This is a genomic window from Streptomyces seoulensis (genome assembly GCF_022846655.1).
In the GTDB taxonomy this organism is placed as follows: Bacteria; Actinomycetota; Actinomycetes; order Streptomycetales; family Streptomycetaceae; genus Streptomyces.
On the sequence record NZ_AP025667.1, the window covers coordinates 6413122 to 6438048 of the forward strand.

Here is a 24927-nt window from a genome sequence, read left to right on the forward strand (position 1 = left end):
GTCATCCTAGCTTCTCACGACAGGCCGCCCAGTGGACGTTCCCCATGCCGGGCTTCAACAGCTCTCCCAGCTTCGTCCTTTCGGCGACGGTCGTGGAGTTCTCGAACACACTGAAAGTGCCACCACCCGACGCGGCGGGAGGGGCCAGCGTGTAGTTGGGGATCGTGGCGCCTTCGTGAAGGGTGTGGGAATACCCTTCCGGATACACGCCGCGTTCGACGGTCAGGCCGTTGAGGCCAGGAATTCGTTCGCCGTGTTCCACGTAGAAAGTGATCGAAGTGCCTTTGGGGACCACGATCTCACCGGCCCCCGATTCGATGAAACCGTGACCCGCGAGGACCGTCTCCCCATCCGGGCGGCCACCGGCGAGCACACGGTCCGCGTAATAACGACCGTCGGTGCTCGGCCATTTCTCGTTGATTATCTGCGGCTTGGTCTCGCGTAGCGCGTTCATGACGTCCGCGTGTTCCGGCATGGGGTCGCCGAGTCCTCTGGCGGCCTCACGCTCGATGCCCTGCCGCACGCCGCGTTGCGCCGCTCCCTCAAGACCTTCCCGTGCCGCCATGCGTAGCCCGCCTCGCGCCAGCCCCGCCCCCTTGGTGCCGATCAGTTCCGGGATCAGTCGTCCCACGAACTCCGACGGGTCCTTCTTCAGGCCGTCGATGGCCGCCTGGACCGTGCGCTCGGGGTGGGTCCCCGCGGAGACCAGACCGGATAGCGTCATGCTGACGTTCTGGAGGTAGGCCGCCGGGTGGGTCAGGTTGTACGGGTCGGTCGGGTTCAGGCCGCGGGCGAAGTTGACCAGGCCGGCCGTGCCCTTCAGGGCGCCGCCGACGACGTGGGTCAGCTCGGTGTTGGCGGCCTGGAAGCCGTCGGTGAAGTCGTTGCCGAGGCGTTCCAGCGGCGGGGGTTCGGCCGGGGCGTGCGCGAGGGCCGCCTTGACCTTGCCCTGGGCCTCCGCGGCGGCGGTGTTGCGCTGCTTGCGGGCCTCGGCCAGCTTGGCCACCGCCGCCTTGATGTCGGACTTGCCCGCCCCTGTGTCCTGCACCGGCTTCACACCGGGGTCGTCGCCCGCGCGGGCCTTGGCGTTGTAGGCGTCGGCCTTCTTCTGGTAGTCGTCGGCCGCGTCCTCGAACGCCTTCGTGCCCTTCTTGTACAGCTCGACGGCCTCCGCCGCCTGCTTCTGCGCCCAGGTGACCGTGTCGGCGTACCGCTCCAGCGCGCCCGCCGCCGAACCGCACGCCTCCGCCGCGTGGGCCCACTTGGTGGGGTGGACGCCGAACTTCTCCCGGAAGGCGTCGCCGCCCTCGCCCTTCCAGCCCGCCGAGTCGATCTTCTTCAGGCCCGAGCCGACCTTGTCGAACGCCCCGTGGAAGTCCTTCAGATGCTTCGCGCTCTCCCGGATCTTCTCCGGCTTGCCGTGCACGAGTTCATCCGCCTGCTCGGTGTCGCCGAGCTGCTGCTCCCCCGGGGTCGCGCCCAGGTCGGAAGCGACGTCGTCGCCCCAGTCCTCCACACCGTCGGCCCAGTCGTGCAGGCCGACGCGGTCCATCGCGCCGCCCAGCTTGTCCGTGCCGGAGTCGACCAGCTCGCCGACCTTCTTCTTACCCTTGTCGAACAGGTCCTCCGCGCCGCCCAGCAGCGAGTTGGTGACGTCCCCCAGCCCCATCAGCCCTCACCGCCCTGCTGCTCGGCGGCCTTCGCGCGGGCCTCCGGGGACGGGCCGAAGGTGTCGTCCAGGAACTGGTCGTACTCCTTGTCCGACACGCCCAGCGCACCGTGCATGTTCTCCGGCGTGACAGGGATCGTGCCGATCAGGGGTGCCGTCATCGCGTCCCGGCCCGCGTCCTTCCAGCCCTGCTTGCTGTTCTCCCACGCCTGCTCGAAGGACTCCTGCGAATAGTCCACCGTCCGGCCGGACTCGGCGATGTCCCCCCAGCCCATCTTCTCGACGTCCTCCTCGGAGGCGTACGGGTTGCCCACCGCCGAGTTGGCCACGATCTTCACGCTGCCCTTGAGGTACTGCTCGGTCTCGTAGTACGTCCCCGCCGACAGGTTCGTCTTCTGCGCGAAGGCGTTGCCCTCCGCGACCAGGGCGCGCACGCCCCACTCCCAGCGCTCGCAGAACGTCTTCAGCTCACCCGTCAGACCCTCATGACCCAACTCCAGCCCCGACAGGGCGATGCCGGAGAAACCACGGCCCGCGCCGGCCTGGCCGGCCATGCCCAGCTCGCCCAGTTCACCCAGCGCCTCCGTCAGGCCCTTGGCGATCTCCTCCAGACCCTGCGCCTGGAGATCCATCCCGCCCTCACCACTCACAGCGCACCCCCGTGCCGCGTCTCGTCGCCCAGGTCCACCGCCGCGCCGTCCGGCACGATCCCCACGACCGGCGGGAACACCACCCCGTCCGAACCGTCCGCACAGTCCAGCGCCACCCCGCACGGCACCCCGGCCGCAGGCACCGCCACGTCCAGCAGACGCGCACCCAGGATCCGCTGATACGCCCACTCACGCGCCGACTCCCCCCGCGCGGTCGCGTACCGGGCGAGAGCCTGCTCGTCGGAGAAGGCCAGGATGAAGCGGATGCCGTTGAAGTCGGCTGTCAGCAGCGCTCGTTCGCTGCCCTGATCGGTACCCAGCGGTACGAGAACGGGGGTACGGCGGAACTCACCGAGCAGCTCATCGAACTCTCTTTTGCGAGCGCGCACTTCCGCCCGGGCGAGCGCACCGCCCGCTGCACCGTTGTCTGCCGTGCCGTCCCCGTACTCAGACATGCGCCCATCATCACTACTGCGATCTGGGGGAACAAGTTCGTATCCGTCACACCCTTGTCACGGGGATTCCCCGTCGGTGTAGGCCGACAGGGCTGCGAGATAGGCGATTTCGGCGGTCGCCGCAACGGTGATGCCGGGGGCGGCCAGGTGGACGGTGACTCCGGTGCCCGCTGCCTCCAGGACCAGGTCCGCGGTGATCTCGGTGCCGAAGCCGTGGAGGGTGAGGGTACGGAGACCGCTGAAGGACAGTGTGATCTGGACGGTGTTGAAGCCCTTGGCCGCCCACTTGAGGGGAGGGTCGGCCGGGAAGGTCGAGAGGTCCAGGCGAAGGGTGAGGGCGGGGCCCTCCTCGTGCAGGGTGAGCTGCCTGAGGCGTACGGCGGTGAGGGGTGGGAGCCGCTCGCCGTAAACCGCTTTCAGGCCCTGGGGGTTGAGGATGAGCGCGGTCCAGGCCTCCGGGGCGGTCATGTTGTCACTCGTCATCCCCACACCGCCTCCGCGAGCGCCGTCCCCATGAAGGCCGCGCCCAGGCCCGCCGCGACGCTCGCCGCCACGTTGGCCGCGGCAAGGTAACGGGTGCCGGTCTCGGTCAGGCGGAGGGTCTCGTAGGAGAAGGTGGAGTACGTGGTGAGGGCGCCGCACAGGCCCGTGCCGATGAGGAGTTGGACGTGGGAGGAGGCGGCGCCCGCGGTGACGGCGCCGGTCAGCAGGCCCAGGATGAGGCAGCCGAGGACGTTCACGGTGAGGGTGCCCCAGGGGAAGGCGGCGTCGTGGCGTTTCTGCACGGCGCGGTCGGTGAGGTAGCGCAGCGGGGCTCCGGCCATGCCGCCGACGATCACCAGCAGCCAGTTCACGCCTTCTCCTCCTCGCCGGCGGCGCCCGTCGGCCTCGCCGTGGTCATCGCTGCCTCCAGGCCAGGACGCGGCGCGTGAGGACGGCCGCGAGTCCGACGGCGCCGAGGGCCGCGATCAGGGTCGTGGCCAGGTAGGCGAGGGCGGTGCGGGCCTCCCCGGCGTCCACCAGCCGTTCGATCTCGACGGCGTACGTGGAGAACGTGGTGAAGCCGCCCAGCACGCCGGTGCCGAAGAACGGCCGGACCAGCCGGTGCGCCGTCCACACCTCGCTGATCAGCACCATGAAGACGCCGATGACCGCGCAGCCGGTCACATTGACCAGCAGGGTGGTCCACGGGAAGCCGGGGCTGGGGACCGGCCACAGCAGCGAGGCCGCGTAGCGGAGGGTCGCGCCGATGCCGCCGCCGAGCGCGACCACGGCCACGACCGGGCCCTGCCCCCGCCACGCTTCCTGCCGCTGGGCGGAGGAGCGCAGGTCGATGTCGGGGTCGACGGGTTCGTTCGTGGTGGGCCGTGGGGGTGTCATGGGCGTACGTCTCCTACTCGCCGGGGCCCGCGCAGGCGGGCGTGCTCCATCGCAAGTAGGGACTGTCGGCGGCCTCGGTGCCGCGGTTCGGGTACGGCGAGCCCCACCGCCGTGCCGCACGGGTCAGGCGCGGCCGGTCATCAGGGTATCGCGGGGTCCTGGCGGGTCGCGGTGCGGCTACGACGGGGTCAGTGGGAGGTCGTCCGTGAAGGCGTTGACCGGCTGGGCGATGGGACGGGTCTCGTGGACGTCGAGCGCGGCCTCGGCGCTCCTGGTGCCGAGGCGGCCCGCCGGGTGCCAGGTACCGGTGACGGCGAGCCAGGTGTCGGCGGGCGGGGCGTCGGTTCCGTACACGCGGACCTTGACCGTCTGGGAGTCGGCGGCGCAGCAGGTGAAGATGATCCGGGTCAGGTACCAGCCGCCGCCGGGCCCGGCCGGGGTGACGAACCCGGTGAGCCGGACCTGCCTGCCCCTGATCGCCTGCGTGGGGTCCTGCTGGACGCGCTTGGTGAAGCCGGTGAGGGTCAGGGGGAGCGGGGAGGTCGCGGGGAGCCTGTCGAATCGTTGCCGCGCGGTGGTCGTCACCGGTTTCCCGCCCGAGTGCGCGGCCGTGTAGGCGCCGAGCGCGGGCGGGGCGAACGCCAGCAGGCTCACGGCGGGGAGGGCGAGGAGCCAGGCGACCCGGGGCGCGGCGGAGTGGTCGTGGCCGTGCTCGTGGGCGCGCGCGTGCCCGTGTTCGTGTCCCTGTCCGTGCCCGTGTCCGGGGGGCTCCGGTCGGCGCAGGTCGAGGTACGCGTTCACCGCGCCGAGCAGCAGGAGGACGGCGCCGGAGGCGATCAGGACGGGGCGCAGACCCTCCTTGACGTAGCGCAGGTAGAGGTCGGTGAAGAGGGCCGTGTGCAGCAGGCCGGCGCCGATGAGGGCGAGCAGTGCGGTCTGGGCGAGGCGTCTCACAGCAGCGCGCCTCCGATCAGGGCGCTGGCGGCGACGGCGACGACCGTGGTCGCGGCGGAGAAGCGTACGGCGAAGGCGCGGCCGAAGGTGCCTGCCTGAAGGGCGATCAGCTTCAGGTCCACCATGGGGCCGACCACCATGAAAGCGAGCCGGGCCGTGGGTGAGAAGCCTGTGAGCGAGGCCGCCACGAAGGCGTCGGCCTCCGAGCAGACGGCCAGCAGGACAGCGAGTCCGGCGAGGAACAGCACGGAGAGCCAGGGCGAGCCGGAGAAGGTGTCGAGCACCGAGCGCGGTACGGCGACGTTGAAGGTGGCCGCCGCCATCGCGCCGAGCACCAGGAAGCCCCCGGCGTGCAGGAAGTCGTGCTGGAAGCCCTGGCGGAACTCGGTCCAGCGGCTGTGCCCGTGCTGGTGGCCGGTGTGCCGTACGGCCGGGCGCAGCCACTTCTCCTTGCCGAGGCAGAGCCACAGCCAGCCCATCACGGCGGCGGTGGCCAGCGAGGCGACCAGCCGGGCGACGACCATGGCGGGGTTGCCGGGGAAGGCGACCGCCGTGGCGGTGAGCACGATCGGGTTGATCGCGGGCGCGGACAGCAGGAAGGCGAAGGCCGCGGCCGGGGTGACGCCCCGCCGGATCAGGCTGTTGGCGACCGGCACGGACGCGCACTCGCACCCCGGCAGGACCGCGCCCGCGAGCCCCGCCACCGGCACGGCGAGCGCGGCCCGCCTGGGCAGCACGCGGGTGAACAGGTCGGCCGGGACGAAGGCGTTGATCGCGCCGGACAGCACGGTGCCGAGGATCAGGAACGGCAGCGCCTGCACGGTGATCGCCAGACAGACGGTGCGCCACGCCTGGACGGCGGGCCGGTCGAGCACCCCGGCGCGGGCGAGCAGCAGCACCGTGATCCCTACGGCCGCCCCGGCGGTGAGGGCGAGCAGGAGACGTACGGGGCTGGGGCGGGCCGGTGGGGCGGTGGGGGTGGCTACCGTCGCCGTCCCGTCGACCACTCCCACCAGCTCATCCGTTTTTCCCATTTTCACTCCGGATGTCGGTGTTCGGCCGACGATAAGCGAGGGGCGTGCGCGCGGCGGGGCGCACACGCCGTCTCGCCTCCGGATCACCCGGCGAAGGGGCCGGGCCGGCGGCTCAGGCGAACTGGCCGACCTGGTAGTCGCCGGCGGGCATGCGGAGCATGACGTTCATGCGGTTGTAGGCGTTGATGAGGCCGATGAGGAAGACCAGGGCGGCGAGCTGGTCCTCGTCGTAGTGCTTGGCGGCGTTCGCCCACGCCTCGTCGGTGACGGCGCCCGGCACGTCGGCCATGCGGGTGCCCTGCTCGGCCAGTTCGAGGGCGGCGCGCTCGGCGTCGGTGAACACGGTGGCCTCGCGCCAGGCGGCGACCAGGTTCAGCCGCTGCTGGGTCTCGCCCGCGTGCGCCGCCTCCTTGGTGTGCATGTCGAGGCAGAAGCCGCAGCCGTTGATCTGGCTGGCGCGGATCTTCACGAGCTCCTGGGTGGCGGCGGGGAGGGTGGAGTCCGAGACCACCTTTCCGGCCGAGTTGATGTGCTTGATGACCTTGGCGGCCGCCGGGACGGCGAAGGGGTTCAGACGAGCGTCCATTGCTGCACTCCTGTGATCCGGTGATCCGGTTGCGGGGGATTCACGGTTACGACGGCCGGGGCGGCTCGGGTGTGACATGTGTGGGGGTGACCTGCGTCATGGGGCCACATAGGGTCCGGGCACCTGGAATCCCCTGGGAATGTGTGCACGAGAGACACATGGGGCGCACACAGTCTTCCGAAAGCCCCGTTACGGTGGCGGCGCCTCACCCGCGCCCGTCGACCCAGGAAGACCGCGAATGGACTACTGCTCCGCCTGCCGTCGGCATCTGAACGGCGCCCTGGTCTGCCCCGGCTGCGGCGACTGCGCCTCCCCGGACCTGGCTCCGATGCCGGTCCGGCCGAGCACGTACGCCGTCCGGCGGCCCGGCGAGGAGGACGCGGCCCCGTCGCGCAACGGCAGGTCGGCGCCCCCGCCGATCGCTCCGCGTCCGCAGCCCCCGGCCGAGGTGGCCACGGGCAGCGGCCGTGCGGCGCGGCGCCGTGAGCAGACCCGCTGGAGGAAGACCCGCCGCCGGGCCGTACTGGCGGCCGCCGTCACCCTGGTCGGCGGCGGCCTCACCTTCGCCGCGCTGAACCACCAGCCGACCGACCGCACCCGGCCCACGGCGGCACAGGCCGAGCGCCCGATGGGTGGTACGGGCCCCGAGGCCACGGCGGGCCTGCCGGTACCCACGCGCTCCCCGGCCCACGGCTCGGCCGCCCCGAGCAGCCCCCCGCGCACGGGCGACGGCAAGTCCACGGCACCCTCGGCGCCCCGCGGCACGACCCCCGCCGCGCCGCGCACCGCCTCCCCGGAGCCGTCCGAGCCGTCCCGCTCCGCGTCGCACTCCGCCCTGCCGCACTCCCGGTCGCTGCTCCCCCTCCCCCACAGCGCCGCGCCGGACTCCGCCACACCGTCCTCGCCGTCGGCCCCGACGGAGCAGTCCCCCACCCCGGCCGGGAGCACCCCCGCGCCCACCCCGGACACCACGACGGATTCCCCCAGCGCGCCCCCGTCGACGACCCCGGCGTCCCAGCCCCCGTCCTCGGCCCCGGCGTCCCCCTCTCAGTCGGCCTCACGGTCGGCGTCACCGTCGGCCGCACCCTCGGCGTCCCCCTCCCGCCTCTGCCTCCTGGTCGTCTGCCTGGGCTGACGCCCCGCGAAATCGGACACCGTCAGCCCCCGCCCCGGCCCGAGGCAGGGGCTGACGCTCTCGAGGAGGCCGGAGCCCCCTCAAGAGCCGGGCGCCGCAGCCAAGCCGGCCCCGCGTCGCCTCACTTGTTCCACGTCTCGTCATAAGGGTCGGCCGGAGCGGGCACCGGGCGGGCCGACGTGACCCGGAGATACGGGATCGGCCCGTTGTTGACCGGGTCGCGCGTCACGCGGGACGCGTACTCCCCCGTCACCTCCATCCACGCGTCCGGCCGCAGCACCGGCGGGAGTTGGCCCGTCAGGCCGATCTTGACCGGCTGGGCGTCGGCCGCGCAGCAGTTGAGGGCCATGCGGACCAGGTACGGGGTGCCGTGCGCGTCCAGGGCGAGGAAGCCGGTGACGCGGACGGTGCGGCCGCGCAGGGTGTGGCCGTAGGCGGCGCGGGAGGCGTAGTCGACGACGCTCAGCCGGACGGGGTCCTTGGCGGGCAACGGGTCCAGACCGTACGGGGGTTGGAGTGCCGTACCCGTGCGCACCGCGCTGTAGGAGCCGAGGGCGGGCGGGGCGATGAGGATGAGGGCGAGCACGGGCAGCACCAGGAGCCAGGCCACGCGCGGCTCGGGGTGACCCCCATGAGCCCCATGAGCCCCATGAGCCCGCTTCCGCTCGTACCAGACCGTCGTCAGCGCGGCCGCGACCAGGACCACCCCCGCCGCCAACAGCAGCGGCTGCAACCCGGACTTGACGTACCGGAGATACAGATCGGTCGTCCCCGCGTGCAGCAGCGCTCCGCCGAGCAGGAACATCACGGCGGCCTGCGCCTGGCGGTTCACAGCAGCACCGCCCCGGTCAGCAGCGCGCCCGCGACGGCCAGCGTGAAGGTCGCCGGGGCGAAACGCAGCGCGAAGCCGCGGCCGAAGGTGCCCGCCTGCATGGCGAACAGCTTGAGGTCGATCATCGGGCCCACCACCAGGAACACCAGCTTGGCCGTCGGGGAGAAGTCGGTCAGCGAGGCCGCGACGAACGCGTCCGCCTCCGAGCAGATGGACAGCACCACGGCGAGGACGGCGAGCGCGAGGACGGCGAGGAAGGGGTTGCCCGCGGCCGTACGCAGCCACTCCGCCGGAGCCACCGCCTTCAGCGTGGCCGCGGCCATCGCGCCCACCACCAGGAAGCCGCCCGCGTGCATGATGTCGTGGCGCACGGAGTTCCAGAACGTCTCCGCCTTCGTGGCGCCCTCGTGCGCGCCGTGCGCGGGCGGGCGCAGCCAGTCGGCGCGGCCGAGCCGCTGCCAGAGCCAGCCCATCGCGCAGGCCACGAGCAGGCTCGCGGCGAACCGGGCGAGGACCATCTCCGGGGCGTTCGGGAAGGCGACGGCCGTGGCGGTGAGCACGATCGGGTTGATCGCGGGCGCGGACAGCAGGAACGCCAGCGCGGCCGCCGGGGTCACCCCCCGCCGCACCAGCGCGCCCGCCACCGGCACCGACGCGCACTCGCACCCCGGCAGCACCGCGCCCGCCAGCCCGGCGACGGGGACGGCGAGAGCGGGACGGCTCGGCAGGGCGCGGGCGAAGAAGGCGGGCGGTACGAAGACGGCGATGGCGGCGGAGAGCAGGACCCCGAGCACCAGGAAGGGCAGCGCCTGCACGGTCACGGCGACGAACACCGTGGTCCAGCTCTGCATCACCGGGGTGCCGAGCGCGCCCCGGATCGGCGCCTGGGCGAGTACGGCGAGCAGGAGCACCAGGGTCAGTACGAGCGGGGAGCTGAGCCTGCCGCCGCCGGGCCGTCCGCCGGGCGATGCGGTCCCCGACTCCGCGCCGGGCGGGGCGTCTTCGGTGATGGCCACGGCTGGGATACCTCCGGCTGGGTGCGGCTGCTCTGCGGTACGCGGCCGCCGGTGGGCCCGTTCAGGCGTTGGCTGGAACCGTCCGCCTTCTTGGGGCAGTCTTTCCCCTCGTGGCGAGCAGCGTTCCGTATCAGGGCGGTCCCGGTGGCGCGTCGGCGCCCATGGTGGTGTGCGGGGACGACGGTCTCGCGCACCGGTTGTCCGCCGAGTTGCGCGGAGTCTACGGCGAGCAGGTCGTCCTCGTCGTACCACCGAACGCGCGCACCGCGCGGCGGCCGGTGGTCGGACGGCCCCGGTCCGCTCCGGCGGCGCTCTTCGACCGGGTGGTCGGGGTGGCGGTCGGCCGGGGCGGGGGCACCTCTCCCGCCGGGAGCGACGCCGGTGCGGGAGGCCGACACCAGGGCGGCGAAAGGGTGCTGGAGACCGAGTTCCTGACCGAGCAGGTGCTCGCCGAGGCCGGGGTGGAGCGGGCGGCCGCGCTCGCGCTGGTCTACGAGGACGACGAGACCAACATCCGCGCCGCCCTCACCGCACGGCGCCTCAACCCCCGCGTGCGCCTCGTACTGCGGCTCTACAACCGCCGGTTGGGCCAGCACATCGAGGAACTCCTCGATCAGGCAGCCGTGTTGGTGGGCGAGAACGACGAGGCGGTGCGGGACGCGGCCACCTCCGTGCTCTCCGACGCCGACACCGCCGCGCCCGCGCTCGCCGCGACCGCCGTCGCCGGAACCGGCAAGGTGATCCAGGCGGAGGGGCTGCTGCTGCGCGCGGTGGAGCGGGTCCCGCCCCAGGCCGGCGCGCCCGCGCCGCGCGGAGTGTGCACGCTGGCGCTGCTGTCGGCCGACGGCGACGACGGCGGGCCGGTGCTGCTGCCCGACGACGCGGAGGTACGGCGGGCCGGGGGCCGGTCCACGGTGACGCTGGAGCGGTTCTCCGCGGCGGAGGGCCCGGCGGCGGGCAACGGGCTCGGGGTGGGCGGTGTCCCGCCCCTCTCCTCCCTGTTCTCCAAGCAGTTGAGGTGGTCGCTGGCCGTGCTCGCCGGGTGCGTGATCGCGCTCGCGGTCGCCCTGTCGATCGTGACCGGCATCCACCCCCTGGGCGCCTTCTACCTGACCCTGCTGGACCTGTTCGCGATCGACGAGCCCGCGCTGGGACAGTCGACGGGACGGCAGATCCTCCAACTCCTCTCAGGACTGGTCGGGTTGCTCCTGCTGCCCGTGCTGCTGGCGGCGGTCCTGGAGGGGCTGGGCACCTTCCGCACGCAGTCCGCGCTGCGGAAGCCGCCGCGCGGGCTCGGCGGGCACGTCGTCCTGCTGGGCCTGGGCAAGATCGGTACGCGGGTGCTGATCCGGCTGCGGGAGCTGAACATCCCGGTGGTGTGCGTGGAGGGCAACCCGGAGGCGCGCGGGCTCGCCGTGGCGCGGCGGCTGCGGGTGCCGGTGGTGATCGGGGACGTCACGCAGGAGGGCGTACTGGAGGCGGCCAAGATCCGCCGGGCGCACGCCCTGCTCGCGGTGACCAGCGCGGACACGACCAACCTGGAGGCCGTGCTGTACGCCCGCGGGGTCCGGCCCGACCTGCGCGCGGTACTGCGCCTGTACGACGACGACTTCGCCACCGCCGTCTACCGCACCCTGCGCGTGGCCCACCCGCTGGCCACGACCCGCAGCCGCAGCGTCTCCTACCTCTCGGCCCCCGCCTTCGCCGGGGCGATGCTGGGCCGCCGCGTCCTGGGCGCGGTCCCGGTGGAGCGCCGCGTCCTCCTCTTCGCCTCGGTGGACGTCGCCGGCCGCCCCCAACTGGAGGGCCGTACCCTGGCGGACGCCTTCGCCCCGGGCATCTGGCGCGCCGTGGCCGTGGAAGGCGAACCCGACACACCACCCGACCGCCTCCTCACGAAGGACGACCGGGTGGTGATCGCGGCGACCCGCCGGGGTCTGGCGGAACTCGGCTGAGCCGTCCTACTTCTCCGAGCCCCCGAGGTGCCGCCGGGCGAAGTCCATCTCCAGCCGGACCTGCTTGATGCGTTCGTCCACCACCAGCGAGCCGTGGCCCGCGTCGTAGCGGTAGACCTCGTGGGGCGCGCCCCGGTCGCGGAGGCGGTCCACGTAGTTGTCGATCTGGCGGATCGGGCAGCGGGGGTCGTTGACGCCGGCCGAGATGTAGACGGGGGCCTTGACCTGGTCCACGTAGGTCAGCGGCGAGGACGCGGCGAAGCGCTCCGGGACCTCCTCGGGGGTGCCGCCGAGGAGGGTGCGGTCCATGGCCTTCAGCGCCTCCATCTCGTCGTGGTACGCGGTGACGTAGTCCGCCACCGGCACCACCGCGATGCCCACCGTCCACGCCTCCGGCTGGGTGCCGATGCCGAGGAGGGTGAGGTAGCCGCCCCAGGAGCCGCCGGTGAGGACGAGGCGCTCGGGGTCGGCGAGGCCGGAGGAGACGGCCCACTCGCGCACCGCGGCCACGTCCTCCAGCTCGATCAGGCCGACCCGGTGCTTCAGCGCGTCCGTCCAGGCGCGCCCGTACCCGGTGGAGCCCCGGTAGTTGACGCGGACGACGGCGTACCCCTCGTCCACCCAGGCCGCCGGGCCCGCGGCGAAGGAGTCGCTGTCGTGCCAGGTCGGGCCGCCGTGCAGGTCGAACACGGTGGGGAGGGGGCCGGTGGCCCCGGCGGGCTTCTGGACGAGGGCGTGGATGCGGCCGCCGGGGCCGTCCACCCACACGTCCTCCACCGCCACCGACGGCGGGGACTTCATGCCGGGCGGGTCCAGCACGACCCGGCCGCTGGTGGAGCGGACCACCGGCGGCTCGGCGGCCGAGGACCACAGGAACTCCACGCTGCCGTCCGGGCGGGCGGTCGCCCCGGAGACGGTGCCGGGCGGGGTGGGGATGCGGTCCAGCTCGCGGGTGGCGAGGTCGTAGCGGAACAGCTCGCTGCGGGCCTCGAAACCGTGCGCGATCAGCAGGGCGGTGCCGTCCGGGTACCACTCGGCGGCCACGTCGCCGGGCAGGTCCAGCGGGAGGTCCGTCTCCGCGCCGCTCGCCACGTCCCACACCAGCGGCTCCCAGCGGCCCCGGCGCTGGTGGCCGATGAGGAGGCGGGTGTCGCCGTCGACGGGGGCGAAGCCCAGCACCTCCAGGCCCAGCTCCTCGGTGCCGCCCCGGGTGTCGTCGAGGTCGGCGACGGCCGTGCCGTCCGGGCGCAGCACGCGCAGGGCGCTGTGCATGGCGTCGCCGTGCTCGGTGTGCTCGACGGCGATCAGCGAGCCGTCGTGCGAGAGGTCGCCGACGCCGGCGGACTCGCGGTGCCGGTAGATCTCCACCGGCGCCTCGCCCGCCCGCGCGAGGTGGATCGTCGTACCGTCCTCGTCCGTCGACCGGCCGACGACCGCCGTCCGCCCGTCCCGGCCCAGCGCCAGCCCGGCCGGGTAGGAGGCGTCGAGACCCGGTACGGCCGTCTCGTCGGGGCCGCCCCCGAAGGGCTGGCGGCGCCAGACCCCGAACTCGTCCCCGTCCTTGTCGTCGAACCACCAGATCCACGCGCCGTCCGGCGAGAGCACGCCGTCCGTCGTGCCGTTCGGCCGGTCCGTCGCCTGGCGCTGCGCACCGCTCGCGCGGTCCCAGGCGTACAGCTCGTAGGTGCCGGTCGCGTTCGACACGAACAGCGAGCGGTCGGGCGCGTCCTCGGCCCAGTCGGGCAGCGAGACCCGCGGCGCGCGGAACCGCTTCTCCCAGTCGGGCATCTCCACAGCTTCGTCAGCGTTGTCCATGCCCCCTAGGATCTCCCGCCCGCTCCCCTTGCGGCACACCTCTGAGCTGGGCGATGTGTTTCGGCCCGGCCGGAGCGCCGGGGGTCGCGTGGGGGCGGCGGCGGGGGAGCCGTACCGTTGGGGTGTGTACCGGTTTCTGCTGACACCCCGCTGGTGGGGCATCAACGTCTTCGTGCTGCTCGCCATCCCGTTCTGCGTGTTCATGGGGTCGTGGCAGCTCAGCCGGTTCGAGGGGCGGGTGCAGGACCATCGCACCGCCACCGAACAGGCGGCGGCCTCCCGGCACGAGGAGGCGGTACCGCTCGCGCGGATGCTGCCCGTCGACAAGGCCACGTCGGGGCGGCGGGTCGAGGTGAGCGGCGAGTACGGCAGGCAGTTGCTGGTGCCCGCCCGTGAGCTGGACGGGAAGTCCGGCTTCTACGTCCTGACCCTGCTGCGCACGTCCACCGGCGAGTCCCTCCCCGTGGTCCGGGGCTGGCTGCCAGGTACGGCCGACGCGGCGAAGGCTCCCGCGCCCCCGGCCGGGAAGGTCACCGTCACCGGGGCGCTCCAGGCCCCCGAGGCACCGGGCAGCAACGGCGTCCCCGCGACCGGCGGCCTGCCCGCCGGGCAGACCAACGCCATCAGCCCGGCCTCCCTGGTGAACCTGGTGCCGGACAAGCTGTACGAAGCCTGGGTCACGCTCGACCGGGGCGACGCCGGGATGAAGGCGGTGCCCGCGACCGCGCCCGCCGGGACCGGTCTCGACCTGAAGGCGTTCCAGAACCTCGGCTACACCGGCGAGTGGTTCGTCTTCGCCGGCTTCGTGGTCTTCATGTGGTTCCGGCTGCTGCGCCGCGAGGCCGAGGCGGCGAGCGACGCCGAGCTGGGCCTCGTGACGGACGGTGCCGGCGCCCCGGAGGACGCCGGCACCCCGAGCACCGTCTGAGGAACTATCCGGCGGACTGCATCCCGGAGTAGTACACCGTCCCCGCGCAGGCGTTCGACACGACCGCCGAAGACCCGGCGCCGGACGCCGTGCTGTACGTGACCTGCACACTGCCGTCCGCCGGACCGTCGACCGTGAGCAACTGCGGGGCGGCGCCGACCGTGCCGCCGGTGTCCGTGGTGCCGGTCGTGCCCGGGTCCTGGCTGGGCGTGGGGTCGGGCGAGGGGGCGCCGCCGGTGGCCGAACCGCCGCCGGTGGTGGTGGTACCGCCGCCCGTCACCGGGCAGGTCTCGGAGGGCACGAAGGCGAACTGCTCCGCGTACGCCGCGCCCGGCTGGAGCACCAGCGAGGACACCGTCAGCGACGGGTCGGGCAGCCCGCTCGCACCGTCGCCGGACACGTGCGCGGTGACGCCCAGCTTGGCCTGGTCGGCCGCGCCGAGGGCCATGGCGCCGATCTGCCCGGTACCGGAGACCGTGCAGGGGGTGCCGGAGACGTTGGAGACGCGGAAGGTGCCGTAGACCACGCCCCCCGAGTCGGGACCGTTCGCGCTGCCCGTGACGCCCAACTGGGCCGGGCTGCACACGGGCGACCCCGCGGCGAGGCTCGCCGAGGGGTCGGCGGCACCGGCGGACCCCGCCTTGTCGCCGCCCTTCTTACCGGGCTTGTCCTTCTTGTCGCTGTCCTTGCCCTCGCCCTGCTTGTCGCCCGTGGAGCCGCGGGTGTCGCCGGTGGCACCGTCGGAGGTCCTGCCCCGGCCCTCGGTGCCCTGCGTCAGCTCGGACTGGCCCGCCATGGCGGTGTTGGGGTCGGTGCCGCCCGAGTCGGAGACGTGCACGAGGGCGGGGATCGCCGTGCCGAGCAGCAGGGCGGCCGCCGCCATCCCGACCGCCGCGTGCCGCTTACGGGCCCGCCGCGCGGGAACGGCCCGCCGCAGATGCTCCAGCGAGCCGGTACGGGGCTCCACGTCCTCCACGGCGGAGTGCAGCAGCCGCCGCAGCGCCTGCTCGTCCGACCCGAGCCCGTCGTCCAGCCCGTCGGTCTCGATCCCGCGCCGTCCGCCCGCCGGTCCGCTCGCCGGTCCGGTGGCCAGCCCGAGCATCCGCTCGAACCCGTCGAGATCGAGTTCGCGCGTCCGGTCCGGGCCGGAACTCCCGCGAGGCTCCTCGGGAGCCTCGGGCTCCGTCTCCGGAGCGGCCGGGGCCGCCGGGGCCTCGCCGGACGCGTCCTGAGCTCTCCGCTCACCGTCGAGAGGGGCGGATTCCTCCCCGTGGGGGCCGTCGTTCACAGTTTCGTTCCCAGCGTGCGTCGGCTTGTCGTGTCGGTCGGCCCCCGTGGCGGACTCGGCGTGCTCGGCGGACTCGGCGGGCTCGGCGTGCTCGCTCATGTCTTGGCTCCCATGGACACGCGCAGCGCGGCGATGCCCCGTGAGCCGTACGCCTTCACCGAGCCGAGCGATATGCCGAGCGTCTCGGCGACCTGGGCCTCCGTCATGTCCGCGAAGTAGCGCAGCACCAGCACCTCGCGCTGGCGGCGCTGGAGCCCCTTCATCGCCTTGATGAGGGAGTCCCGCTCCAGTTGGTCGTACGCCCCCTCCTCCGCGCTCGCCATGTCCGGCATCGGCTTGGAGAGCAGCTTCAGGCCCAGGATGCGGCGGCGCAGCGCGGACCGGGAGAGGTTGACGACCGTCTGGCGCAGATAAGCCAGGGTCTTCTCCGGCTCCCGGACGCGCTTGCGCGCCGAGTGAACGCGGATGAACGCCTCCTGCACGACATCCTCGCAGGAAGCGGTGTCGTCCAGGAGCAGGGCGGCGAGACCGAGCAGGGAGCGGTAGTGCGCCCGGTAGGTCTCGGTGAGATGGTCGACGGTCGTGCCGGCGGCCGCGTCACCCGCGGTGTCGTCGGCGCCGTCGCGCTGGCCGGGTATGCGGGTGGGACGCGCTGCGGGCATCGGCGCGATCACCGGCATGCCGCCGGGCACACGCGGACGGAGTGCCGCACGGGGCGACCGGAGCGCCGCCGCGCCGCGGGCTGCTGGGGATATGCCCGGCTCGAAGAGAGCCGGTGCGAATTCGAGTACCTCTGCCACGCCAGTTGGACACACGTACCCCCCGCAGGGTTGTACGTGCCGGGCGTCACAATCACGACGACCGACAGTTCCTCAAATGCCGCCATGCGCCCCGCTCTTCCCCTACGCCTAGTTGAAAGGGTGTCACCACGCCCCGCCGCGACGCCCCGCGCCCGGAATCCACGTCCCGCCGCACCAGGGTGAGGGCAAAGACGCTCCCCGCACTCACGCGGTTGCGGAGAGCGGGGAGGGAAATCCTCTGTCGTGAGGAAGGCCGGGGACAAGTGGCACCGACCATGGCTCCGGCCACATCTGCGACAAGAATCCCATGAACATCACAGGATTCTCACATCATTTCGATGGCCACCAGTTCGGCGATCTGCGCGGTGTTGAGCGCGGCGCCCTTGCGCAGGTTGTCGCCGCAGACGAAGAGTTCGAGCGCGGTCGGGTCGTCCAGCGCCCGCCGCACCCGGCCCACCCAGGTGGGATCGGTGCCCACGACATCGGCAGGGGTGGGGTACTCCCCGGCGGCCGGGTCGTCGCAGAGGACGACGCCGGGGGCGGTGGCGAGGATCTCGCGGGCGCCGTCCACGGTGACCTCGCCCTGGAAGCGGGCGTGGACCGTCAGCGAGTGGGTGGTGACGACCGGGACCCGTACGCAGGTCACGGCGACCGGCAGGGCGGGCAGCCCGAGGATCTTGCGGGTCTCGTCGCGGACCTTCATCTCCTCCGAGGACCAGCCGTCCTCGCGCAGCGACCCGGCCCAGGGCACGACGTTGAGCGCGACCGGCTCGGGGAAGGGCCCGGTCAGCTCGCCGACCGCGCGGCGTACGTCGCCGGGCGCGCTGCCCAGATCGGTGCCCGCGACGAGGGACAACTGGGCGCGCAGCGTCTCGATCCCGGCCCGCCCGGCCCCGCTGACCGCCTGGTACGAGGAGACGACCAGCTCGCGCAGCCCGAACTCGGCGTGCAGCGCGCCGAGCGCGACGATCATCGACAGGGTCGTGCAGTTGGGGTTGGAGACGATCCCGCGCGGCCGCATCCTGGCCATGTGCGGGTTGACCTCCGGGACGACGAGCGGCACCTCGGAGTCCATCCGGAAGGCGCCGGAGTTGTCGACCACGACCGCGCCGCGCGCGGCGGCCACGGGCGCCCACTGGGCGGCGACCTCGTCGGGCACGTCGAACATGGCGACGTCGACGCCGTCGAAGACGTCCTCGGTGAGGGCGACGACCTCGACCTCCTCGCCGCGCACGGCCAGCTTGCGGCCGGCCGAGCGCGGGGAGGCGATGAGACGGATCTCGCCCCAGACGTCCGCCCGTTGGGACAGGATCTGGAGCATCACCGCTCCTACGGCTCCGGTCGCCCCCACGACCGCCAGTGTCGGGCGACCGGTGCGTGACATCAGCGGCCCGTGCCCCCGTAGACGACGGCCTCGTCGGTGTCGGAGTCGAGCCCGAAGGCGGTGTGCACGGCGCGGACGGCCTCGGGGACCTCGTCGGCGCGGGTGACGACCGAGATGCGGATCTCGGAGGTCGAGATCAGCTCGATGTTCACGCCCGCGTCGCTGAGCGCCTCGAAGAAGGCGGCCGTGACGCCGGGGTTGGTCTTCATCCCGGCGCCGACCAGGGAGATCTTGCCGATCTGGTCGTCGTAGCGCAGGGAGTCGAAGCCGATGCCGGGGCGGTTGCGCTCCAGGGCGTCGATGGCCTTGCGGCCCTCGGTCTTCGGCAGGGTGAAGGAGATGTCGGTCAGGCCCGTGGAGGCGGCCGACACGTTCTGCACGACCATGTCGAGGTTGATCTCGGCGTCGGCGATGGTCCGGAAGATGGCCGCGGCCTCGCCCGGCTTGTCCGGCACGCCGACGACGGTGATCTTGGCCTCGGAGGTGTCGTGTGCGACACCGGAGATGATGGCCTGCTCCACCTGCTGTTCCCCTTGCTCGATCGGCTCGCTGCTGACCCACGTGCCGCGCAGCCCGCTGAAGGAGGAGCGGACGTGGATCGGGATGTTGTACCGGCGGGCGTACTCCACGCAGCGGTGGAGCAGCACCTTGGAGCCGGACGCGGCCAGCTCCAGCATGTCCTCGAAGGAGATCCAGTCGATCTTCCGGGCCTTCTTCACCACGCGCGGGTCGGCGGTGAACACGCCGTCCACGTCGGTGTAGATCTCGCAGACCTCGGCGTCGAGCGCGGCGGCGAGCGCCACGGCCGTGGTGTCGGAGCCGCCGCGGCCCAGCGTGGTGATGTCCTTCTTGTCCTGGCTCACACCCTGGAAACCGGCGACGATGGCGATGTTGCCCTCGTCCAGCGCGGTGCGGATGCGGCCGGGCGTGACGTCGATGATGCGGGCTTTGTTGTGGACCGAGTCGGTGATGACACCTGCCTGGCTGCCCGTGAACGACTGGGCCTCGTGACCCAGCTTTTTGATCGCCATCGCCAGCAGGGCCATGGAGATACGCTCTCCGGCGGTCAGCAGCATGTCGAATTCACGTCCGGCAGGCATCGGAGACACCTGCTCGGCGAGATCGATCAGCTCGTCCGTCGTGTCGCCCATCGCGGAGACCACGACAACCACCTGGTTGCCGTTCTTCTTGGCTTCCACGATCCGCTTGGCGACGCGCTTGATGCCCTCGGCATCGGCTACGGAGGAGCCTCCGTACTTCTGCACGACAAGGCCCACGTGCGCTCCTCGCTCGGTTCGTTTGTGTCGGCTCAGTCTATCGAGCGTCCGAAATCCACCATCGCGCTCCCGCATGGTGAGACGTCGTACGCCCGGTCCCGAACCTGCCCAGCGGTACGCGGACCACGCGGAAAGTGCCCCGCGTCACAGGCCCTGGTGCACCTGGCGGATACCGAGGGGCGTGCCGATCTCCTCGGCCATGACGCGTCCGGCCTCCACCTCCAGCGCCTCGTCGCCCAGGTCCTGGTCGGTGTCGAGGCCGTCCAGCTCCTCCAGGGGCTGGTTCAGGCGGACGTGGATCAGGACGGACTGCAGGGCGCGCAGCACGGCGGAGGCGGTGGGGCCCCAGTTGGAGAAGTAGGAGAACTGCCACCACCACATGGCCTCGGCGGTGCGGCCCGCGCGGTAGTGGACCATGCCGTGGCGCAGGTCGGTGATGACGTCCGCGAGGTCGTCGGAGATCCGGGCCGCCACGGGGGCGGTGCGGGGCGCGTACGGGTCGAAGACCTCGGAGTAGACGTCGACCGGGTCCAGCAGGCGGGCCAGGTTCTCGCGCAGGCCGTCCGCGTCCGGCTCGGGGCCGGGGTCGGGCTCGTAGCGCTCGTCGGGGACGAAGTCCTCGTGCGCGCCCAGGCGGCCGCCGGCCAGCAGCAACTGGGAGACCTCCAGCAGCAGGAAGGGCACGGTGGAACCGGGCTCGTCCCCCTTGGCGACCTCGGTGACGGCGACCAGGAAGCTCTCGACCTGGTCGGCGATCTGGACCGCGAAGTCGTCCGGGTTCTGCGCGGTGGCGTGCAGCGTGGCGTCAGACATCTAGGAGTCGTCTCCCCTCGAAGGCGCGGCCGAGGGTGACCTCGTCCGCGTATTCCAGGTCCCCGCCGACCGGGAGGCCGCTGGCCAGGCGGGTGACCTTCAGACCCATGGGCTTGATCATGCGGGCGAGGTACGTCGCCGTGGCCTCGCCTTCGAGATTGGGGTCGGTGGCGAGGATCAGCTCCGTGACGGTGCCGTCGGCGAGGCGGGCCAGGAGTTCCCTGATCCGCAGGTCGTCCGGGCCGACGCCCTCGATGGGGCTGATGGCGCCGCCCAGGACGTGGTAGCGGCCCCGGAACTCACGGGTGCGCTCGATGGCCACGACGTCCTTGGGCTCCTCGACCACGCAGATGACCGAGAGGTCGCGGCGCGGGTCGCGGCAGATGTTGCACAGCTCCTCCTGCGCGACGTTGCCGCAGGCCGCGCAGAAGCGGACCTTGGCCTTGACCTCCAGCAGGGCCTGGGCGAGCCGCTTGACGTCCGTCGGCTCGGCCTGGAGGACGTGGAAGGCGATCCGCTGCGCGCTCTTGGGACCGACGCCGGGGAGCCGCCCCAGCTCGTCGATGAGGTCCTGGACCACGCCTTCGTACAACGGACTGCCTTTCCTTCAAGACCTTGCGATACGTACGGTAGTTGCCCCGGCCTCAGAAAGGCAGACCGGGGATGCCGCCGCCGCCGAGTCCCTCGGCCAGCGGGCCGAGCTTCTGCTGCTGGAGTGCCTGCGCGTTCTCGTTGGCCGCCTGGACGGCCGCGACGACGAGGTCCGCGAGGGTCTCGGTGTCCTCCGGGTCCACCGCCTTCGGGTCGATCTTCAGCGCGCGCAGGTCGCCGGAGCCGGTCACGGTCGCCCGCACCAGGCCGCCGCCCGCCTGGCCGTCGACCTCGGTGTTCGCCAGCTCCTCCTGGGCCCGCTGGAGGTCCTGCTGCATCTTCTGGGCCTGCTGGAGCAACTGCTGCATGTCGGGCTGGCCGCCACCGGGAATCACGGGGGTCTCCTGTCTCTCGCGCGCCGCTTCTGTACTGGTTCTCTGCTCGGCACGAGCCTACGTGGTCCGGGCGGCCCTCGCCCTACCACTCTTTCGGGTGAGATCGGCCCCGGCCCCCTACCTGATCACGCCCCCCTTACGGGCGTCATGCCCCCCGAACCCGGCTCCCCGCCACCCGTCTAGCGGTAGGAAGGATGCTTCGCACCGCCACGGGCTCAGGCTCCCGTACGCGGTCGGTGTTCACGTTCAGTAGGGAGTGCCGGGTGGGTCAGCCGAAGAAGCAGCCCGCCCCTCCGGGCGAGCCGGGGGCGGAACGGGCCGGGGCGGACGGGGCTCGGCGGGGCGGATCGGATGCGGATGGGGCCGGGGCGGGCGATCGGGGTGCGGGCAGGGCGCGGCCGGGCGGCTGGGATGCGGGCGATACGAGTGCGGGCGGGTCTGGGCCGGGCGGCCGGGATGTGGGCAGGTCTGGGCCGCGCGGCCGGGGTACGGACGAGACTGAGCCTGGCGGTCCGGGTACGAACGGCTCACGACAGGCCGGCTGGAGTACGGACGAGGCTCGGCCGGGCTGTCCCAGCGGGGGTGGCCCTTGGCAGGGCGGTTCCTGTGCGGAGGGCTCCCGGCAGGGGGACCGGAGCACCGGCGAGGCGCGGCCGGGCGGCTCAGGTGGGGGCGGGGTGTGGCCGGGCGGGCTCGGTACGGACGGGGTGCCATCGGGGAACCGGGGTGCGGACGAAAGCCGGACGAGCGGCTCGGACGGCTCCCGGCACGACGACCTGGGCCGGGACGGACCACGGCGGGACGGCCTGGATGTGGGCGGACCCCAGCAGGACGACCCCGGCCGAGCAGGACCACAGCGAGGCGACCTGGATGTGGGCGAACCCCAGCAGGACGACCCCGGCCGAGCAGGACCACGGCGAGGCAACCTGGATGTGGGCGGGCCCCAGCGGGACGGCCCCGGCCGAGGTGGACCACGGCGGGACGGCCCCGGGCGGGGCGGAGTGCGGGGGGATGACTTGGGCAAGGACGGACCAGGGCGGGACGACCGGGACATGGATGGACCACGGCTGGACGACGACCGGGACTGGGACGGTCCAGAGCCGGACGACCGGGACGGGCAGCAGGACGATCAGGTGGTGAGCAGACCCCGGCGCGGCGAGCGGGACGTGGGCGGGCCGCTCGCGGGGGATCTGGTGGGGCGGGCCCTGCCGCTCGGGGACTGGGGGGAGCCCGCGGAGCGGCTGGACGAGTTGTACCGGTGGGTGGAGCGAGGGGCGCTGCGTACGGCCGACTGGTACCTCGCGGACCGGGTGTGGCGTCGCCGGGCGGCACGGGCCCTGCGGGGCGGTACGGCGGCGGGGGTGGTCGTAGGGGCGTCGTTGCCCCTGCTGGACGCGACCGGCGCGGTGTCGGGCTGCGCGCCGTGGGGTTACCTGGCGCTGCTGCTGGGAGCGGCGTGCGCCGGTGCGGACCGCTGCTTCGGGCTGACCTCGGGGTGGATGCGGGACATGGGTACGGCCCAGGCCGTCCAACGGCGCCTGCAGGCGCTGCAGTTCGACTGGGCGTCGGAGAGCGCGCGTGAGGTGCTGGGTCCCGCCGAGGGAACCGCGGGGGAGGCGGCGGAGCGGTGCCTGGGCATTCTGCGCCGCTTCTCGGAGGACATGACGGAGCTGGTCCGTACGGAGACGGCGGACTGGATGCAGGAGTTCCGCAAGGGCCGACCCCCGGTGTCCTCGCCCCCGCCCGCCCGGCCCGCCCGCCCGGAGCCCGCCACCCCCGTGTCCCGGTACCTGTCCCCACCCCCGGGCACCCGCCCCAACATGCCCCGCCAAAGACCCCCGGACCCCCGGTAGCGGCCGGGCCTCCTCTAGCCGGGGCGCCGGGTGTAGGTCAGGGATTCCGACCCGGCGGACTCGGCTCGCTCCAGGCGGCCGTCCGGGAGGAGGGTGAGGACCGTGGGGGCGCCCGGAGCGCAGGAGGAGAGGGGAGCGCCGGAGGTGACCGTGGCGGCGGTAAGCCTTAACGTCCCGTCCGCGCCCGGCTTTCGGGCCAGGTCAGCGGCGAAGGCGCAGTGGTAGTCGGCCCCGTCCGCGACCAGGGCGAGCACGCGCTCCCCGACCCGCCCCTGCGTCAGGGTGAGCCGCCGCGTCCCGGACCCGTCCGCGCGGTCGGTACGGGCTTCCCAGTCACCGAGGTACCCCGCCGGGACGTCCCCCGCGCCGTCGCCCGACGAGGGCACGACGGTCGCCGTGTCCGACACCCCGCCACCCCGCATCAGCGTGTGGACGGTCCCCCCGGCCCCCAGGACGACCACCAGCGCGACCAGGACGAGCAACCACGTCGACCTCCGGTCCCGCACATCCCCCTCCGGGGACACCCGCGCATACGGCTGCGGATGCCCGAAGGGCCCGCCCTCGGCGGAAACCGCAGGCCAGAGCCCGCCATCCCCCACGGCCGCATGCTCCCCACACCCCGCTGGCGCCGCACCCGGCCCGTATTCGGCCGACGTCCCGTCCCCCGCACCCGGCCCGTATTCGGCCGACGGCCCGTCCCCCGCCCTCGATCCCGCACCCGCCGACGGCGAGCCCGCCCCACCGGGGCCACCCGCACCCGACGACGAAACCCGCACGGGCGGTGCGGGTGGGCACCCGGACCCGGCCGGAGGCCGGGTGCCCGCCCCCGATCCCGCACCCGCCGACGGCGAATCCACCCCACCGGGGCCACCCGCACCCGACGACGAAACCCGCACGGGCGGTGCGGGTGGGAACCCGGACCCGGCCGGAGGCCGGGTGCCCGCCCCCGATCCCGCACCCGCCGACGGCGAATCCACCCCACCGGGGCCACCCGCACCCGACGACGAATGCCGCACGGGCGGTGCGGGTGGGAACTCAGACCCGGCCGGAGGCCGGGTGCCCGCCCCCGCGCCAGGCGCCCCCCGCACACCCACCGCATGCCGCCCGAGCTGGGCCACCAGCCCCCCGGGCAGCCACGGCTCGGCACCCCCGTACCGGGAGACCCGTTCCAGCAGCGCGTCCACGGACGGCCGGGCGGACGGCGCCTTGCGCAGGCAGGCCCGGACCACCGGCCCCACCCCCTCCGGCACCCCCGTGAGATCCGGGGCCTCCTGCGCGATGCGGAACATCAGCGCGTGCGCCCCCCGCTCCGCACCCCCGAACGGCAGCCGCCCGCTCGCCGCGTACGCCAGCACGGCCCCCAGGCAGAACACGTCGCCCGCCGGCGTGACCGCCTCCCTGCGCACCTGCTCCGGCGCCATGAACTCCGGCGAGCTCCCAGGCGCCCCCGTACGCGCGATCCCGAAGTCGATGACCCGGGGCCCGTCGATGGTGATGAGCACGTTGGACGGCTTGAGGTCCCGGTGGACGATCCCCGCCGCGTGGATGTCCCGCAGCGCACGCACCAGCCCACCCGCCAGCACCCACACCGACCGCTCGGGCAGCGCCCCGTACCGCGAGACCACGTCCGCGAGGCTCGGCCCGGCGACGTACCCGGTGGCCAGCCACGGCAGCTCCGCCTCGGTGTCGGCGTCCAGCACGGGCGCCGTCCACACCCCGCCGACCCGCCGGGCCGCGGCGACCTCGCGGCGCAACCGCGCCCGGAACTCCCGCTGCTCGGCGAGACGCGGCCGTACGACCCTCAGGGCGACGGCACGTCCCCGGTCCGACCGCGCCAGGTAGACGTGCCCCATGTCCCCCGAGCCGAGCCGCCCGAGCAGCCGGTACTCCCCGATCCGCCGGGGGTCCCCCGGCTCCAACTCCCGCATGCCGCAACCGCCTTCCCCCGAAGCGCGCTCCCCCGGACCGAGGATAGTGCGGGCATACGGGGCAAGCCCCCACCTCCTCGCCCACAGTTCCGTAACACCTCGCACCCCGCCGCGGGCTCCCCCACTCACGACAACCTGTCGCGCATCGCGCCCCCGCCCGCAACAGACCGCCGATGTCGCGGGCCCGCC

At 73.2% G+C, this 24927-nt stretch carries 24 protein-coding genes; 4 read left to right on the top strand and 20 right to left on the bottom strand.

Annotated elements, in window-relative coordinates:
- Position 1: 1 nt before the first annotated feature.
- The 9 genes from HEK131_RS29490 to HEK131_RS29530 form a co-directional block, all read right to left on the bottom strand.
- Positions 2–1669, bottom strand: a complete 1668-nt coding sequence (locus tag HEK131_RS29490) for a putative T7SS-secreted protein (protein ID WP_244451837.1) — start codon at positions 1667–1669, stop codon at positions 2–4.
- A complete protein-coding gene (locus HEK131_RS29495; protein ID WP_244451838.1) occupies positions 1669–2301 on the bottom strand; it encodes a hypothetical protein in 633 nt (210 codons plus the stop codon). Before HEK131_RS29495 ends, HEK131_RS29490 begins: the two co-directional genes overlap by 1 nt.
- A gap of 14 nt (positions 2302–2315) precedes the next feature.
- Positions 2316–2774, bottom strand: coding sequence for a hypothetical protein (locus HEK131_RS29500; RefSeq protein WP_244451839.1), 459 nt, complete (start codon positions 2772–2774; stop codon positions 2316–2318).
- A 57-nt stretch (positions 2775–2831) separates the two neighbouring features.
- Positions 2832–3242: an Imm50 family immunity protein gene (locus tag HEK131_RS29505; protein WP_244451840.1), complete on the bottom strand. Its 411-nt coding sequence runs from the start codon at positions 3240–3242 to the stop codon at positions 2832–2834.
- A gap of 11 nt (positions 3243–3253) precedes the next feature.
- Complete coding sequence (crcB, locus tag HEK131_RS29510) at positions 3254–3628, bottom strand: fluoride efflux transporter CrcB (RefSeq protein WP_244451841.1); 375 nt, start codon at positions 3626–3628, stop codon at positions 3254–3256.
- A gap of 43 nt (positions 3629–3671) precedes the next feature.
- Entirely contained in the window at positions 3672–4154 is a 483-nt protein-coding gene (gene crcB / locus HEK131_RS29515) for a fluoride efflux transporter CrcB (protein ID WP_217464987.1), read from the bottom strand.
- 177 nt (positions 4155–4331) lie between these two features.
- Positions 4332–5108, bottom strand: coding sequence for a TIGR03943 family putative permease subunit (locus HEK131_RS29520; RefSeq protein ID WP_244451842.1), 777 nt, complete (start codon positions 5106–5108; stop codon positions 4332–4334).
- Positions 5105–6142, bottom strand: a complete 1038-nt coding sequence (locus HEK131_RS29525; protein WP_244451843.1) for a permease — start codon at positions 6140–6142, stop codon at positions 5105–5107. Before HEK131_RS29525 ends, HEK131_RS29520 begins: the two co-directional genes overlap by 4 nt.
- Before the next feature lie 112 nt (positions 6143–6254).
- Positions 6255–6728, bottom strand: a complete 474-nt coding sequence (locus HEK131_RS29530; protein WP_217464989.1) for a carboxymuconolactone decarboxylase family protein — start codon at positions 6726–6728, stop codon at positions 6255–6257.
- 238 nt (positions 6729–6966) lie between these two features.
- Here HEK131_RS29530 and HEK131_RS29535 point away from each other — a divergent pair, with 238 nt between their 5' ends.
- Positions 6967–7863: an SCO2400 family protein gene (locus tag HEK131_RS29535; protein WP_244451844.1), complete on the top strand. Its 897-nt coding sequence runs from the start codon at positions 6967–6969 to the stop codon at positions 7861–7863.
- Between the two features lie 121 nt (positions 7864–7984).
- On the opposite strand, the gene HEK131_RS29540 is transcribed toward HEK131_RS29535, so the two are convergent.
- Together HEK131_RS29540 and HEK131_RS29545 are read right to left on the bottom strand one after the other, a co-directional pair.
- Positions 7985–8695, bottom strand: coding sequence for a TIGR03943 family putative permease subunit (locus tag HEK131_RS29540; RefSeq protein ID WP_244451845.1), 711 nt, complete (start codon positions 8693–8695; stop codon positions 7985–7987).
- Positions 8692–9711 (bottom strand): permease, encoded by a 1020-nt coding sequence (locus HEK131_RS29545; RefSeq protein WP_244451846.1) that lies wholly within the window; start codon positions 9709–9711, stop codon positions 8692–8694. The genes HEK131_RS29540 and HEK131_RS29545 overlap by 4 nt, the downstream gene beginning before the upstream one ends.
- Positions 9712–9872: 161 nt before the next feature.
- Here HEK131_RS29545 and HEK131_RS29550 point away from each other — a divergent pair, with 161 nt between their 5' ends.
- A complete protein-coding gene (locus HEK131_RS29550) occupies positions 9873–11666 on the top strand; it encodes an NAD-binding protein (protein WP_244452178.1) in 1794 nt (597 codons plus the stop codon).
- Between the two features lie 6 nt (positions 11667–11672).
- Here the strand turns inward: HEK131_RS29550 and HEK131_RS29555 are convergent, their stop codons facing one another.
- Positions 11673–13481, bottom strand: coding sequence for a S9 family peptidase (locus tag HEK131_RS29555; protein ID WP_244451847.1), 1809 nt, complete (start codon positions 13479–13481; stop codon positions 11673–11675).
- 124 nt (positions 13482–13605) lie between these two features.
- Here HEK131_RS29555 and HEK131_RS29560 point away from each other — a divergent pair, with 124 nt between their 5' ends.
- Positions 13606–14409 (top strand): SURF1 family protein, encoded by an 804-nt coding sequence (locus HEK131_RS29560; protein ID WP_217464994.1) that lies wholly within the window; start codon positions 13606–13608, stop codon positions 14407–14409.
- Positions 14410–14413: 4 nt separating this feature from the next.
- On the opposite strand, the gene HEK131_RS29565 is transcribed toward HEK131_RS29560, so the two are convergent.
- From HEK131_RS29565 to HEK131_RS29595, 7 genes are all read right to left on the bottom strand, one after another.
- Positions 14414–15796: a hypothetical protein gene (locus HEK131_RS29565; RefSeq protein WP_244451848.1), complete on the bottom strand. Its 1383-nt coding sequence runs from the start codon at positions 15794–15796 to the stop codon at positions 14414–14416.
- Complete coding sequence (locus HEK131_RS29570) at positions 15793–16497, bottom strand: SigE family RNA polymerase sigma factor (RefSeq protein WP_374201510.1); 705 nt, start codon at positions 16495–16497, stop codon at positions 15793–15795. Before HEK131_RS29570 ends, HEK131_RS29565 begins: the two co-directional genes overlap by 4 nt.
- Positions 16498–16822: 325 nt before the next feature.
- Positions 16823–17881: an aspartate-semialdehyde dehydrogenase gene (locus tag HEK131_RS29575; protein WP_244451849.1), complete on the bottom strand. Its 1059-nt coding sequence runs from the start codon at positions 17879–17881 to the stop codon at positions 16823–16825.
- Complete coding sequence (locus tag HEK131_RS29580; protein WP_161148706.1) at positions 17881–19158, bottom strand: aspartate kinase; 1278 nt, start codon at positions 19156–19158, stop codon at positions 17881–17883. Before HEK131_RS29580 ends, HEK131_RS29575 begins: the two co-directional genes overlap by 1 nt.
- A 144-nt stretch (positions 19159–19302) precedes the next feature.
- The gene (locus HEK131_RS29585) at positions 19303–19971 is read right to left on the bottom strand and encodes a DUF5063 domain-containing protein (protein ID WP_217464996.1); all 669 of its coding nucleotides are present in this window, start codon (positions 19969–19971) and stop codon (positions 19303–19305) included.
- The gene (gene recR / locus HEK131_RS29590; RefSeq protein ID WP_161148711.1) at positions 19964–20563 is read right to left on the bottom strand and encodes a recombination mediator RecR; all 600 of its coding nucleotides are present in this window, start codon (positions 20561–20563) and stop codon (positions 19964–19966) included. Before recR ends, HEK131_RS29585 begins: the two co-directional genes overlap by 8 nt.
- A 52-nt stretch (positions 20564–20615) precedes the next feature.
- Complete coding sequence (locus tag HEK131_RS29595) at positions 20616–20957, bottom strand: YbaB/EbfC family nucleoid-associated protein (protein WP_217464997.1); 342 nt, start codon at positions 20955–20957, stop codon at positions 20616–20618.
- A gap of 1052 nt (positions 20958–22009) precedes the next feature.
- Here HEK131_RS29595 and HEK131_RS29600 point away from each other — a divergent pair.
- Positions 22010–22810 (top strand): SLATT domain-containing protein, encoded by an 801-nt coding sequence (locus HEK131_RS29600; protein ID WP_244451850.1) that lies wholly within the window; start codon positions 22010–22012, stop codon positions 22808–22810.
- 14 nt (positions 22811–22824) lie between these two features.
- On the opposite strand, the gene HEK131_RS29605 is transcribed toward HEK131_RS29600, so the two are convergent.
- The gene (locus HEK131_RS29605) at positions 22825–24738 is read right to left on the bottom strand and encodes a serine/threonine-protein kinase (RefSeq protein WP_244451851.1); all 1914 of its coding nucleotides are present in this window, start codon (positions 24736–24738) and stop codon (positions 22825–22827) included.
- Positions 24739–24927 lie beyond the last annotated feature (189 nt).